Annotated in this window: 13 protein-coding genes and 1 riboswitch; of the genes, 4 read left to right on the forward strand and 9 right to left on the reverse strand. The window is 34.6% G+C overall.

Annotated elements, in window-relative coordinates:
* The first annotated feature begins 1 nt into the window (after window position 1).
* Genes RHTP_RS06530 through RHTP_RS06540 form a run of 3 tightly spaced genes read left to right on the forward strand, consistent with a single transcriptional unit; the run spans window position 2 to window position 2931 of the window.
* Window positions 2–724: an ABC transporter ATP-binding protein gene (locus RHTP_RS06530; RefSeq protein WP_138107323.1), complete on the forward strand. Its 723-nt coding sequence runs from the start codon at window positions 2–4 to the stop codon at window positions 722–724.
* Window positions 714–1667 (forward strand): NAD-dependent epimerase/dehydratase family protein, encoded by a 954-nt coding sequence (locus RHTP_RS06535; RefSeq protein ID WP_138107324.1) that lies wholly within the window; start codon window positions 714–716, stop codon window positions 1665–1667. The genes RHTP_RS06530 and RHTP_RS06535 overlap by 11 nt, the downstream gene beginning before the upstream one ends.
* The gene (locus RHTP_RS06540) at window positions 1624–2931 is read left to right on the forward strand and encodes a glycosyltransferase family protein (RefSeq protein WP_138107325.1); all 1308 of its coding nucleotides are present in this window, start codon (window positions 1624–1626) and stop codon (window positions 2929–2931) included. The genes RHTP_RS06535 and RHTP_RS06540 overlap by 44 nt, the downstream gene beginning before the upstream one ends.
* A 3-nt stretch (window positions 2932–2934) precedes the next feature.
* Here the strand turns inward: RHTP_RS06540 and RHTP_RS06545 are convergent, their stop codons facing one another.
* From RHTP_RS06545 to RHTP_RS06555, 3 genes are all read right to left on the reverse strand, one after another.
* A complete protein-coding gene (locus RHTP_RS06545; protein ID WP_171005769.1) occupies window positions 2935–3840 on the reverse strand; it encodes a methyltransferase domain-containing protein in 906 nt (301 codons plus the stop codon).
* A 133-nt stretch (window positions 3841–3973) separates the two neighbouring features.
* Window positions 3974–4942: a UDP-glucuronic acid decarboxylase family protein gene (locus RHTP_RS06550; protein ID WP_138107327.1), complete on the reverse strand. Its 969-nt coding sequence runs from the start codon at window positions 4940–4942 to the stop codon at window positions 3974–3976.
* 3 nt (window positions 4943–4945) lie between these two features.
* The gene (locus RHTP_RS06555; RefSeq protein ID WP_138107328.1) at window positions 4946–6724 is read right to left on the reverse strand and encodes a hypothetical protein; all 1779 of its coding nucleotides are present in this window, start codon (window positions 6722–6724) and stop codon (window positions 4946–4948) included.
* Between the two features lie 391 nt (window positions 6725–7115).
* Between RHTP_RS06555 and RHTP_RS06560 the strand changes: the two genes are divergently transcribed.
* Window positions 7116–8069 carry an NAD-dependent epimerase/dehydratase family protein gene (locus tag RHTP_RS06560; RefSeq protein WP_138107329.1) on the forward strand — a complete coding sequence of 318 codons (954 nt, stop codon included), beginning with the start codon at window positions 7116–7118 and terminating at the stop codon, window positions 8067–8069.
* Here the strand turns inward: RHTP_RS06560 and RHTP_RS06565 are convergent.
* The 6 genes from RHTP_RS06565 to RHTP_RS06590 form a co-directional block, all read right to left on the reverse strand.
* Complete coding sequence (locus tag RHTP_RS06565; RefSeq protein WP_138107330.1) at window positions 8041–9303, reverse strand: MFS transporter; 1263 nt, start codon at window positions 9301–9303, stop codon at window positions 8041–8043. The genes RHTP_RS06560 and RHTP_RS06565 overlap by 29 nt on opposite strands.
* A riboswitch (TPP riboswitch) is annotated at window positions 9293–9394 on the reverse strand. Its footprint overlaps the gene before it by 11 nt.
* Window positions 9395–9448: 54 nt before the next feature.
* The gene (locus tag RHTP_RS06570) at window positions 9449–10252 is read right to left on the reverse strand and encodes an ABC transporter permease (protein ID WP_138107331.1); all 804 of its coding nucleotides are present in this window, start codon (window positions 10250–10252) and stop codon (window positions 9449–9451) included.
* Window positions 10253–10261: 9 nt separating this feature from the next.
* Entirely contained in the window at window positions 10262–11011 is a 750-nt protein-coding gene (locus RHTP_RS06575; protein WP_138107332.1) for an ABC transporter ATP-binding protein, read from the reverse strand.
* Window positions 11012–11161: 150 nt separating this feature from the next.
* The gene (locus RHTP_RS06580; protein ID WP_138107333.1) at window positions 11162–11920 is read right to left on the reverse strand and encodes an FkbM family methyltransferase; all 759 of its coding nucleotides are present in this window, start codon (window positions 11918–11920) and stop codon (window positions 11162–11164) included.
* A 7-nt stretch (window positions 11921–11927) separates the two neighbouring features.
* Entirely contained in the window at window positions 11928–12638 is a 711-nt protein-coding gene (locus tag RHTP_RS06585; RefSeq protein ID WP_138107334.1) for a class I SAM-dependent methyltransferase, read from the reverse strand.
* Between the two features lie 16 nt (window positions 12639–12654).
* Window positions 12655–13905: a glycoside hydrolase family 130 protein gene (locus RHTP_RS06590; protein WP_171005770.1), complete on the reverse strand. Its 1251-nt coding sequence runs from the start codon at window positions 13903–13905 to the stop codon at window positions 12655–12657.
* Between the last annotated feature and the right edge of the window lie 15 nt (window positions 13906–13920).

Consider the following 13920-nt stretch of genomic DNA (forward strand, 5'->3'; position numbering starts at 1 on the left):
TATGACTACTATCGAATTAGAAAAAGTGACATTGACTTATCCTGTTTATGGAACAAATTCCCGCTCCTTAAAAAATAGTATAATCAATCTGGCAACAGGAGGACGGCTTAATAAAGACGAACGGATTGTAAAAATCGAAGCATTAAGAAATATAGATTTAAAACTAAAAGCAGGAGATCGCCTGGGTTTAGTCGGACATAATGGAGCAGGGAAAACGACCCTCTTAAAAGTTCTAGCACAAATCTATGAACCCACAGAAGGACATGTAAAGATTTTGGGCAAGGCCAATTGTCTTTTTGACATCATGATAGGAATGGACCAAGGACTTACTGGCTATGAAAATATTATGCTCCGTGGACTTCTCTTGGGTCTTTCTAAACAAGAGATAGCACATATCATACCAAGTATTGAAGAGTTTTCAGAGTTGGGGGAATTTTTAAATATACCTCTTAAAAGCTATTCTTCTGGAATGCTAGTGCGTTTAGCTTTTGGTATTATTACAAGCATTCACTCTGACATTCTATTAATAGACGAAGTAGTGAGTGTTGGAGATTCCCGATTCATAGAAAAAGCCAAATCTCGCATTACAAGCCTAATTCACCAAACGGATATCGTAGTGCTTTCTACGCATGATCATCAAATGATTAAAGAATTTTGCAACAAGGTCATCCGACTCGAGAAAGGATCCATTATATCATATGAAGAGGTAGATCATGTTAGATAGCAGGATATTAATAACAGGAGCACAAGGTCTTGTAGGAACCTCATTAATACAAGAGCTAACTCGTCAAGGTTATACAAATCTTATCCCTTTAATAAGAGAGCAGTGTGATCTTACAAATTACGAAGAAGTAAAATTATTTTTCCGAAATGCTAAACCTGAAGTGGTTTTTCATACAGCAGCAGCTGTCTATGGCATTGGAGGGAATGCGAAAAAAAAAGGCTCTATTTTCCTTGATAATGTTTTACTTAATACTCATGTAATTGAAGCTAGTAGGCTTTCTGGCGCAAGAAAAATTGTTGCCATGGGAACAATTGCTGCCTATCCAGATCCAACAGAATTTCCAGTAAAAGAAAATAATATTTGGAGTGGACCTCCTCATCAATCTGAGAATAGCTATGGTCATGCAAAACGCACAATGCTTGCGCAGTTGTTAGCTTATCAAGAAAACTATGGACTTGATTTTGCCTATGTTATCTCTACAAATCTTTTTGGACCAAATGATAAATTTGATAGCAAATTTGGTCATGTAGTTCCTTCATTAGTGCGAAAGTTTTACGAAGCTAAAAAAAGCCATGAGCAAGTAACCATCTGGGGAGATGGTTCAGCAGAGAGAGATTTCTTATATTCTAAAGATATGGCACGAGCTTTAATTTTAATCATGAATAAATATACAGGGCCTATTAATGTAGCCTCTGGAAGGAGAGCTTCCATAAAAGAAGTGGTAGATTTATTAGCAAACCATTTTGAAATGCAAGATAAGGTTGTATGGGATGCAACGATGCCTAATGGAAGAGAGTTTTATGAAATAGATCTAACTTACTTAAAAACCCTAGGCTATATGCCTGTTTATTCTATGGAAAAAGGCCTATTGGAAACTTTAGACTGGTTTACATCAATGTATGAAAAAAATGCAATTAGAGGTTGTTCAAGTGGAAAATGCTAAACCAAGACTGGGTATTATAAGTAGCTATAATGAAGCATGTGGAAATGCTAGTTATACAAAAGCTCTATTAACAGCCTTTTCCGATCACTTTGATGTTTCCGTAATTTCTTTAAATACAGACCTTCTTAGAAAGAAAGACTCTAAGAGCGCAAATGCTTACATAAAAAACATCTGTAAAGAACTCAAAAATTATGACTATGTGAATATTCAATTTGAAGCGGGATTATTTGGCTCGAGTACCGCTTTGATCTGGAAGCGATTTACTGCAATTACCAGCGCTTGTAAAAAGATCGTTCTAACTATGCATCGTTATGATCCAATCCAAGAACTACCCAACCTTGCTTTTATAGGAAAATGCCTTCTTAAAAGAAACATTAAATTACTATTTTCTAGCTATTTAAAGGCTCTAGCCAGTAACTATTATGCATTGCTTTATCACCAGATCATTAAGCTGTGTAAAAAAAATAATATCCCTATTATTGTACATACTCAAAGAGATAGAATCTTAATTGCTATTAAGTATGCTTATCATGCTGTTTTTGATCATCCATTATGTTTTTATACACAAGAATATATTGAATCTTTAGCTAAAACAGCAACAAAAAAGAACTTTTGCCAAACCTATAATCTTAATGAAGATAAGGTCTATATAGGTATCTTTGGGTTCCTCAATAAATATAAAGGACATAAGACAGCTATCAGAGCTCTATCCTATCTACCTTCTAATTATGAAGTGCTTATCTTTGGAGGGCAGCACCCTCATACAATAAAAAATAATGAGTCTATCAATGAGTATGTGCATTCCTTGATGAGCCTAATCAAACATTACAATTTTCAAAATAGAGTAAAATTTTGCGGAATGTTAAATGACGAATCTTTTTTAAAAGCATTAATAGCCTGTGATTTTAATATACTCCCCTATTTAGAAGTGAATCAAGGTGGCTCAGCGATTGCTTCACTATCTCTGGAAACTAATTCCAATACAATTTTTTCTCAAAATTTAGCTTTCTTTGAATTAGCAAAATATGCTCCTAATTGCTTCAAAATGTTTACCATAGGCAATTTTATAGAACTTGCTAATGCAATTATGAGTTATGAAAAGACTGATTATTATCCTCATTTGATGGAATATCATAAGAAATACAACATAAATACAAGTATAAATCTTTATAAACAGTTGTTTCAAATATCTAGACAACCAATAAACACTATTGAAAATAGTAAAAATGAAACAGTTCATTGTCTTGTCGAATCAATACCCTAAATTTCAATTTTTAGGGTGCTTTAACTTAGGCTCTCCAAGTTTTGTTATTTGAACAAAAAATTCAGATGCGCCAATAACCGGTTCCGATAGAGAAATATTTAAAAGACCTAAATCATGCAATTTTTCAAAAACTTTTATAAAACTCTCTGGAGTAAATACCGAGCAATGAATATCCAAATATGTATTAGTTGTGAATGCATGAAGAGCAAATTCTAGAGCTTCTTGATCTGTATAAGGTCTCCCACACTCGGAAAAAGGCAGTAGGCCTCCTTCTGATCGAGGATAATCAAACACCGATAAGCTTAACATATCGTAGATCTGAAGAGGAGTAGGTATTTTCTCATCACGAATCCAAATATCAATCAATTCACTTACCTGTGTTTCCGCACGGTAAAAATCAAATGTATAATGTTTATCTGGAACAGCCAGAGATAAAATTCCCCCTGTCTTTAATGCGTTAAGAATTTGAGATGTCCAAGCAATTACATTAGGCACATGCTCTATGACATGAGAAGCAATTACATAATCAAAACGTAGCTCCTTAGGAATACAATTTATAAGTAGAGTTTCTGGATACCAAATAAAATCTACTTCAACGGTTTCTTCATCGATTTCTTGAACATTTGGAAGATGATAGTGTTTTTTAATTAATTCAGAGGCTGTTGTATAATCTGTATAGAAAACATCATATTCGGTACTCAAGAGAGTAGGACGATAGAAAGGAGCAATTTCTAGTCCAGTACCATTCAAAAAAAGATTTTTCGTTAGCTCTAATACTCGATCATTGGTTTGAAAGCGACCCTGCCCTTTATAATGAGGGCCCACTGCTGCATCTAAATGAACTCCTTTAATAGATACAGCCGCTAGAACCACGGCTATAAAACCCTCTGTTTTAAGAAAATTTTTCATGTGCCTTCCTACCATTTGTTTTGTCTTTTAAATTTGATAATGTATAGAACTCAATGGGAAAAAGTTATCATATAGTGCTAAAAAGTATCAAATAAAAGTTTTAAAATAGAAAATGCAGCGAATAAATTTCTTCTTAAGAAACAGAAGGTATTTTATTAGCTTGCACGATCCTATCAAAATATTGGATGGTTTTAAAAAGACCTTCTTCTAGACAAACTTTTGGTTGCCAATTCAATAGTGATTTAGCTAAATCAATATCAGGGCAGCGCTGTTTAGGATCATCTTGTGGTAAGGGATGATAAGTTATCTTTGATTGAGAGCCTGTTAGCTTAATAATTACTTCTGCTATTTCGCGAATGGTATATTCCAAAGGATTCCCTAAGTTAATAGGTCCTGTTTGATAGGCTTGTGTTTTCATCATAGAAATCATTGCATCGATGAGATCATCAACATAGCAAAAAGAGCGAGTTTGCATCCCATTTCCATAGAGAGTAATCGGGAGATTTTGCAGAGCCTGCACGATGAAATTAGAAATTACTCTCCCATCACTTGGATGCATCCTAGGCCCAAAAGTATTAAAAATACGTACTATTTTAATGGGTAATCCATATTGTCTATGATAATCAAAACATAGAGTCTCTGCGCACCTTTTTCCTTCATCATAACAAGATCTAAGACCAATTGGGTTTACATGCCCCCAATATTTTTCCTGCTGTGGATGCATCTGAGGATCGCCATACACTTCACTCGTTGATGCTTGTATAATCGTAGCTTTTTGACGCTGGGCTAGATCTAGCATATTAAGAGCACCTAATACATTCGTCTTAACTGTTTTTACAGGATCTCTCTGGTAATGAGGCGGTGATGCGGGACAGGCCAAGTTGCAAATATAATCTACTTTAAGATCAAAAGATTCACAGATATCTTTTTCTATAAAGGTAAAAGAGGAGTGATTGATAAAGCTATCTAAGTTACTTAGGCAGCCGGTAAAAAGATTATCTACACAAATAACCTCATGACCTTCCTGCAGAAGACGCTCACACAAATGTGAACCTAAAAATCCGGCTCCGCCTGTCACTAAAATTCGTTTTTTTGCATCCATCTTCTAAGAGTTCTCTTCTATAATGACAAAAGTAGCCAAAGAGTTATTCTGTTTTTTTGGTAACGTGGTATAGGGCAAAAGGTCTTGTTTAGAATCTGTTTGCGTAGTTACAACAACGCAATCTGCTATTTTACAAAATATCTGCCCTTCCACTTCTTTTGCAGCACTAGTTGTTGTTAACAAAATAAGATCATATTGTTTGCACTCCAAAAGAGCGGAAGAAAACTTTGGATGTACTAACCATTCAAAGCCATATTCGGTTTGTCCCATTGATGCTTTATCATACTCTTTTAAATGACATATTGGTATTTGCGCAATACTTCCTTCTAGATATTGAATGAGTGTTAATTCATGATCTAGCATAGTTTGATCAAAAGAGCAGTCTATCATTAAAACCTTAAAACCTCTTAAAGCTAGTAGACTTGCTAAAGAAGGGGTATAATCTGGATGTTGCTCCGTAATCAAAGAGACAATTAAAGATCGATCAGGGATTTTATGAGATTCAATAAATGTACAAATTTGTCTTAAAGTCTTTAAGTCAGATGGAAATAATTGTGGTAAGGGGTATCCACAACAAGAGCTCAAAACACCACAAGAATGAATATTAGCAGCCATTAATCCTTCATAGCTTACAGGAATACCTCGAATAATCATTCTGGAAACAAAGTAACCATATCCAATCAATAGTCCCATAAAAGAAGAAAGAAGAGAGTACGCTATCAGATTATGAGTGGGAGGATGCAAGGAAGCTGCACTTTGCTGTAATCTAGCAGTATTATACGTATGTAAACCCATTTTTTGTTCTTCAATGAGACTCGCTATTTGTTCTAGTAAACGAACTCCAAGTTCTTTTTTTACTAACATCACTTGCTCTTGAGACCACTTAAGGTTAGATGTAGTTGTAAAATTGCTTGCATAATCTACAAAAGCTGTATCTAATTGCTTTAATAAATCTTCTTCTCTTTTCTTAAGATATTTTTTACTTTGGTTAAAAAGCTGATCTTTTTCTAAGGATACAAACTTTTCATAAGATTGAATGATATGATGAATAATCTTTGTTGATAATGTCTCATCGTGATCTGAAAAATAGATTTTCAAGTGACTGTTTTCTAATTTATTGGGACGAATCTCTAAATTGGAACGTATTTGTTCAATAACTTTTTCCCAAGGGGTTAGAATGAAATAATAAGGAGTATTCATCTTATATTGCTTGGGAAATTGATCTACTCTCATAGAGAAAAAGGGCGTGGAGATCATTTGGGCAATTTGACCTTCTGCCAGAATTTTTTTTTCCATAGATACTATCTGATAGGTATTTGCAGAAGTAATCTGTAAAAAAATAGACATTTCTTCTGGTCTTTCATAATTTATACATGAAAAACTAAAATTTCCTGACGAGTTAGAATAACGACCACAAGCAGTTAAAATATTTTCCTTAGCATTTTCTAGGTATCTATTCCAAAAGCTTTTTTTGACAACCATTTGCAATCCTAACTCTTCTACGACAGGTTTTAGCACTTGATTGGAATCCATTTTTAAAATAGCGTTGGTATCTATAGGATAGTTTAAAAAAGCTCGATATACTTTGGGCAACTTAACATAGTAATCTGTTATTTTTGCAGTTCGTTGAACACTAACCTCTGCTAAGAATTGAGGCTCTTTAATTAATAAAAAAACAAACGCGCCAAGAAAAAAAACTACCGCCATTACCCTTAATGCAAAAATATGACGGAAAAAGGCTTTCTTAAGATCGGTAAATGTAACAATAATGGGATCGTTCATGAATAGTTCACTCAATGGTTACTTCTAAAAAGAGTCTTTTTTTTACTTGTTTCTACGTAAGCCATATCACCGGGAATCAATAACCTACTAAACTCAGGTAAATTCCTTACATATCTTAAGTGGTTGATGTATATTTATAGGTGTAGAATATTGTCTCGAATAATTTATATATATATTTTATTTCCAGGATGATAAAATACTTCCTTCTATGAAGGTATTTACTCTTAAAAAATTCGATAATCCCCTATAGATTCCTTTGCTTCTAAAATTAAGTACTATTTGTATAAACAGAGAAAAATCATAAAATCACGGACTTAAATCACTTCTAAAATCACATTTTCCGATAAACTGATGGAATCAATGTTAAAAAGGTAATCATTTTCGTCAAGTTATGGATAAAATTTTCATTACAGGCATTGCAGGATTCATTGGGTTTCATCTTGCAAAAAAACTCCACAAACTAGGTTTTCATGTTAGTGGTTGCGATAATTTTAATTCTTATTATGATCCCGCTTTGAAACATCAAAGAGCTTCTTATTTGCAAAATAAAGATATTTTAGTGCTTAATTGCGATCTCAATGATAAAGAAGTCATAGAGTTACATCTTAAAACATTTTGTATTTCTCATTTTGTGCATTTAGCTGCACAAGCAGGGATCCGTCATTCGATCACTCATCCTGAAAGTTATATGCATAGCAATCTTTCTGGCTTTTTTCAGATTTTAGAAATCATAAGAAAGAATCCGAATCTTAAGTTGATTTATGCATCTTCTTCTTCCGTGTACGGAAAAACAGCAGAAACTCCTTTTTGTGAAACAGCATCTACAGACCAGCCTAGTAGTTTTTACGGAGCTACAAAAAAATGCAATGAAATTATGGCAGAATCCTACCATAAACTCTATGGACTTCACTGTACAGCTTTGCGTTTTTTTACTGTTTATGGTCCGTGGGGGCGGCCTGATATGGCCTATTTTTCTTTTACAAAAGCTATTTTAGAAAATCAACCGATTCCTGTTTTTGGAGAAGGCAAGTTAATGCGAGATTTTACCTATGTTGATGATATTATTGATGGAATTATAGCTTCTCTACAAAAATCAAATGGATGTAATGATATCTTTAATCTTGGACATCATAAACCCTATAGCATATCAGAGCTTATCACTTGTCTTGAAACTCTCTTAGAGAAAAAAGCCCTTATTAAATTTCTACCTACTCCTCCAGGAGATGTACATATTACCTATGCAGATGTATCAAAAAGCAAAAGCGTTCTTAATTTTGATCCTAAAGTTGATCTGAAAGAAGGACTCTCTTACTTTATTAAGTGGTATCAAAAGCAGTATAGTTAATTACTATTTTAGTTTCTCTTTTCTTATATGTGCGCATATTTGTAAAAACCGCCCAAGCTGCTAATAAGGCTATACAAATCACATATAGAGCTGGAGCTACGACCCAACCAGATGCTTTGTATAACCAAAGAGAAATAAAAGCTGTAGAAGCACCGATGATTTGCGAACCAACTGCATAAGCAGCACATAAAATTCTATAGCGATGCTCTTGCTTAACTAGATCTTGCGCCCAAACATGGTATGTTGCAGAAAACGCAACCCCTGCAATAACCAACAATACACGCCCAATACTAACTACTAAGATAGAAGAAATAGAAAAGCAATAAAAGCAAGGAATCGCTATCAGAGCAGTTCCAAGGGCTGCTATAAGCATTTGTTTTTCTCTACCTATTTTTGTGGATAAATAGCCAAATAGTGGAAGAAGACACACGTCAAAGCACAAAAGATAGGTATTGATTTTGATAATTTGATTTTTTGTAATCGAAGTAATTAAAGGAATATATCCACTGGCTAAAGTAAATGCTAAACAATATATACTAGAAGAAAACCCTGCAACTAAGGCAATAGTGATAAATACACGTTTATATTGCAGGAAAACGCTGAAAAATTTTTCTTTTTTTATTTTAGGCTTTATCTCTTCTTTACTTGCTATTCTCAAAATCAAAGCAACGATGGCCGTGAGAGCTCCTGCCCAAAATAAATAACGCCAATTGATCTCTTGGGCAAAATAGCTATAGAGAAAAAGCATAAAAGAGGCGGTTAGCATTCCTAAAACAGAACTTGCGTCATAGAGACTACTCATCCAGTTTCTTTTTCTACTTTCTGTTTGTTCCAGCACGAAAATAGCCCCGCCTACTGTTTCGCCTGCTGCAAAGAAACCTTGTAATAAGCGTGCTAGAAGAAGACCCAAAGGAGCCATCATACCAACTTGAGCATAGGTTGGTAAAAAACCTATTAGCACTGTTGTGATAGACAGACCGGTAAGGGAACTACATAATGCCTTCTTGCGGCCTAAATGATCGCCTAGCCATCCAAAAAATAAAGAACCAATAAAACGAGAAAGAAAACCCAATGGCAACATAGCATAGGTCAAAATCAGTGAGACAATAGGATCTTTCTGATCAAAAAATAAAGGAGCTAAAAAAGGAGCTAACAAGGAAAAAAGAGCACAGTCGTAATGCTCTAAAAAATTTCCAAAAAACCCTGTAAGAATACTACATTTTGATGATTGCATAACACGCTCTCTACGCTGGTATAATCCAGATCAGATTTAAAGAGTTTAAGCAAATGCTTATCTCAGCCGTTAGGCACCCCCGGTGATCAGCAGCCATTTTATAGGAGTAATTAATTTCAGTAAAACTAAAATAATTTATACAATATTAAACAAAGTCTAATTTTTTCTTTAATCTTCTATAAGAATCCCAAGAGAGAAAAGGTATGAAAACCCATAGCGCTGACAAGCAAATCCAAAAGGGAAGAAAATCACTTTGCCCTATAGTTGATGCGCGAACCCCTTCCATGACATAAGTCATGGGATTTAAAAAACCAAGCCACCCCATTAATGGCGCTATTTTATAGGTTGTTTTCCAAGGACAGTAGTAACATCCAAGCATATAGAGAGGATTAATAACCATGATCCAAAGCCAGCCAGTATTCTTAATTTGTTTGATAAAACAGCTAAGCCAGAGTGCAAAATATCCATAAAAAACATTAATCGTGATTAGGATTGCAAAAAATTTCCATGGAGAAACAAATGTTAAATCCCATTGTGACAACATTAAGAGCTTTACTATCGGAAATAGTAAACCGGTAAGGCAGATTCCACAACAGCTCCATCCTATAGCAATGGAATTGATCCCTAAGAAGGGAGGGATCGGTAAAATAAGCAGATAGGAAATAACCTTATCTGTATTGAGATCTGAAACAAAAGCGGTTATTCGCCCTACCATTTCGTAAAAACCCAATGTGGCGGTTATACCAATGACTATGAAGAGACAATAGTCTGCTTGGATTCCCATTTGGGGCATGAGATAGCGAAAAACAATAAACATAGTTATTAGTGAGGTGCAGCCTTGAATCCATTTTATCTTTAGCTCTCCCCAGAAAATTAACATTTCTTTTCGAACCAGCTGTAAGAATAGTCTCATGATTTCTTTTGTAAAAAAATGCTCTGCAATCCGCATGTAAAACCTCTATGGGAAAATGGATATTGGCTTAGTCAAATGTAAAAAAGCCTCTTCTAAATTCGCTCCTTTCCCTATTTTTTTTAAACGCTGTAATGTATCGATCTGTTTTATCACCCCATTATCAATAACGATGACTCTATCAGATAAAACTTCAGCTTCTTCCAAGTAATGCGTTGCTAAAATAATCGTTTTTCCCTCTTCTTTTAAAGACAGAATGATCTTTTGTATTTGATTTCTAATAGAAGGATCTAAGCCAACAGTTGGTTCATCTAAAATGATAATCGAAGGATCGTGTATGAGTGTTCTGGCTAATAAGAAGCGCTGCTTATAACCTATGGAAAGAAGATTCAATGGTAGGTGCATCACGCTCTCTAATTCAAACTGTTTAATTAACTTTTCCTTTCTATCTTGAATCCTCTGCTTATTCATATTGAAGTAACGACCTGCAAATAAGAGATTTTGTTCTAAAGTTAAAATAGGATCAAGATTGGGTTTCTGAGGAGAAAAACCAATGCTTCCTCGATAAGAAAAAAGTTTTTTGTAAACACTTGTCCCTTTCCAAAAGATCTGACCTGAAGATGGAGCCAAAAGTGTAACTAATATCGATAGAAGAGTGGTTTTACCAGATCCATTCAAGCCTAACAAAGAAACAATTTCTCCTGGGAAAAGATCAAATGAAATCCCTTTTAGAACTTCCTTAACTCTGTTTTTGACAAGATAGTGCTTCTTTACGTCTACAATTTGTAAGATAGGCATTAGATAGGGCCATAAATTCTTTCTAGAGGGCTTTCTTCTATTTTTTTAAATAAAAAACACGTGCATTTTTATGAAAATATTATCATTTTAAAGGCCATTTTAACAAGAAAATCAAATGATTTTTTTTGAATCATGAGTGAAATCAAAAATCTAGTTTTTAAAACCTAATTCAAATAATTCCTTTTTTACAAAAATGACATTCCCCTGAAATCCTTCTGCATACCAATGAGAAAGTAGTTGAAACCCAGAGTTCTCGAGAAATGTCTTTAAGTCTTTAAATTGAGTCATCCCTTTTCTGAATTCCAAAAAATTTGTTTCTGTGTAAATCACTTTCACTTTTTCAAGGATTTTTGGAGAACTTTTCAAAACTTGAAGCTCTAATCCCTCCAAATCCAACCATATAAAATCGATATGGTCAACATCATTTACTTGGCACCAGTCATCTAAAACTACGCAAGAAACTTCCAATTTGGGCCCTTGATAATGGATCTCCATCCACTCAGAGGCATCTAATAAAGAGCTAGCACCTTCAAATATAGGATTATCTCCAAAATTTCCATGGCAAACATTGAGAATAGCTATTCCATTATAATTATTTATAGCAAAGTTATGAACATACACATTATCAAAATCTTTAGTAGTCTCTAACAGTTTTGCAAAAGCGTGCGGATTTGGTTCGAAAGATATGATAGTGCCTTTGGGCCATTTTGTAGCGAATCTAATCGTATCACATCCATAATGCCCTCCAGCTTCAAAAACCACCGGATCATCTGGAAGAAATTTAGCGATAAGATCCTCTCTTCTTCCTCCATATTCTTCAAAAAACCCTTCAAATCGATTTGGATATTGTTCACAATTAACTCTAGATAAGGAAAATAAAAAACTAAAAATCAATAATACTATTCGCACATAAACCTTAACTGTTCTTTCTCAATAAGAAATATTCGTTTGTTGAGCGCATCTCATCCTTTGTACAATGTAACTCCAAGAATTCTAAAGCTCTATGAGTTGTTAACCAGTTGACATCATCAAACCAAATATATCCTCCTTTTTTAACTTTCGGTAGATACATCTGGGCATCACTTAATGCAACATCTTCTGTGTGATTCCCATCGATATGTAAAATATCGATTGATTCATCAGCAAATTGATCTAATGCTTTTAATCCTGTCATTCGCATAACCGCACAATAAGGACTTAGTCTAAAATGATCTAACATGTTTACAAAATCCAGATATACCTGCTCTAGATCAACCTTGTTCCACCATTGATAATTAGAATCATCTGACGCATATCCTTCTACACAATCAGGACTGCTCCAGGAATCGATAGCATGTATGGTTCCTTGCTTTAAAAATTTCAAGGCACTTGCAGTAGGATAAATAGAAGACCCTCCAAAAACACCAATCTCAACACATATTTCCGGTTGTACTTCATATATTAAATCCATCATATGCTCTGCTTTTTCTTGGCAGCACCATCCGGGAATGGTGTTTTGATGGAAAAGCACATTTTTTTTATACTGCTCCCAATCCATAAAATAGGCTAAAGATTGCCTGGGCTGTATCAAATGGAAAGCGGTTAATAATGCAATCACTGTGCATAGAATTGTACTGATTCTTTTCATGTTTTTCCTTTTGCTTTTAGTGTTCAAATCGATTCATGCTTTTCATGAGTTTTTCTTTATCGAGCGTTATAATTTTAACAGCGCTATCATTTTCTCCACACGCAACATGAATTAATTCCTTATTCTTTTGTTTCTCTAAAACAAACCCAGAAGGAAAAATAACACGTTTATCTAGAGAGGCAGTATTTATATATGGAGTGTCAAATATTCCTCGAAAAAGTATAGGATGATTGGAAATTCCCGTTATGCGAAAAGGAGGGTGAGCTTCAAATGTATAGGCCCCCATGACGTACCAAACCAATCCATTATCCTCTTTAAATGAGCTATGAAAAAAACCCAAGTATTCATTTCCGATTTTTTTAGCAGGAGTTCCTCCTCGAACAGCTCCCCATTCATTTGGCCAAAGCAAAGAGAGATAGGACACTTCTTTCGGCACCCTCAAACTTTTAATTTCTCCCATGCGAGGATCTGAAAGTTTAAGAAGCTTACGAGGGCTTATTTGATATTCTATGAGGAATTGAGGTTCCTGATTGACTCCAATATATTCAAAAGGGCTCCAATTTTTTTCAATCCATTGCAAATTCATATCTAAAATAGTATTATAGTTTACTTGGAAAGATTCCCTATCCAAGTTTGCAACACACATAAAACGATTTCGTAGATTCTTATTGTCTAAAGTATTGTAAAACAGATGCAATTGATCGTTGATTAGAACAGCTCGAGGATCTTCCGCATATTCTGTTTGCAAATCGATTCTTTTGAACTCTTTATTCTCTTGCTCAAATTGGTCATTAAGATGAACAACACCTATGTGAGAATAAAAACGGGCGTATTTAGCTCTTGAACTAATGATATCATATCTAAAAAATAGATCATAACCAGATTTAGATTCGACCAAACTTGCATTATAAGGAGCTATCACATTGCGGATATTCACTTTTTTAACCCCTACAACCAAGCCGGTATCCTCTCCATAAGGAATGAGAGAAAACTTAAGAGGAGCGGAAAGTTCTCCCAAATAAAAAGGGGTGCCTACGGCTCTATTTTTTAATTTCTTCACCGATCGACGGATAGCATTTTGCTTTCGCGATAGTTTCCACAACTTTTTTTGAATCAACATACCTGCTCCCATTACAAGAAAAATAGCAAGGATCCAAACAAAGCGATTTGCTTTACCTTGCGGGAGAGGGCTGGATTTATCAAATTTTTTACTCATTCGAAGAAAGTGACTTATCTTTTCTATTAGCGATTCTTTCAAATTTAACATTTCTCTAATCTCTTT

Origin of the sequence: Candidatus Rhabdochlamydia sp. T3358 (genome assembly GCF_901000775.1) — a bacterium.
Classification (GTDB): Bacteria; Chlamydiota; Chlamydiia; order Chlamydiales; family Rhabdochlamydiaceae; genus Rhabdochlamydia.

Coding starts and splice junctions, on each gene's coding strand:
- RHTP_RS06530 (WP_138107323.1), top strand. CDS start 2: ATGACTACTATCGAATTAGAAAAAGTGACATTGACTTATCCTGTTTAT.
- RHTP_RS06535 (WP_138107324.1), top strand. CDS start 714: ATGTTAGATAGCAGGATATTAATAACAGGAGCACAAGGTCTTGTAGGA.
- RHTP_RS06540 (WP_138107325.1), top strand. CDS start 1,624: ATGAAAAAAATGCAATTAGAGGTTGTTCAAGTGGAAAATGCTAAACCA.
- RHTP_RS06545 (WP_171005769.1), bottom strand. CDS start 3,840: ATGAAAAATTTTCTTAAAACAGAGGGTTTTATAGCCGTGGTTCTAGCG.
- RHTP_RS06550 (WP_138107327.1), bottom strand. CDS start 4,942: ATGGATGCAAAAAAACGAATTTTAGTGACAGGCGGAGCCGGATTTTTA.
- RHTP_RS06555 (WP_138107328.1), bottom strand. CDS start 6,724: ATGAACGATCCCATTATTGTTACATTTACCGATCTTAAGAAAGCCTTT.
- RHTP_RS06560 (WP_138107329.1), top strand. CDS start 7,116: ATGGATAAAATTTTCATTACAGGCATTGCAGGATTCATTGGGTTTCAT.
- RHTP_RS06565 (WP_138107330.1), bottom strand. CDS start 9,303: ATGCAATCATCAAAATGTAGTATTCTTACAGGGTTTTTTGGAAATTTT.
- RHTP_RS06570 (WP_138107331.1), bottom strand. CDS start 10,252: ATGCGGATTGCAGAGCATTTTTTTACAAAAGAAATCATGAGACTATTC.
- RHTP_RS06575 (WP_138107332.1), bottom strand. CDS start 11,011: ATGCCTATCTTACAAATTGTAGACGTAAAGAAGCACTATCTTGTCAAA.
- RHTP_RS06585 (WP_138107334.1), bottom strand. CDS start 12,638: ATGAAAAGAATCAGTACAATTCTATGCACAGTGATTGCATTATTAACC.
- RHTP_RS06590 (WP_171005770.1), bottom strand. CDS start 13,905: ATGTTAAATTTGAAAGAATCGCTAATAGAAAAGATAAGTCACTTTCTT.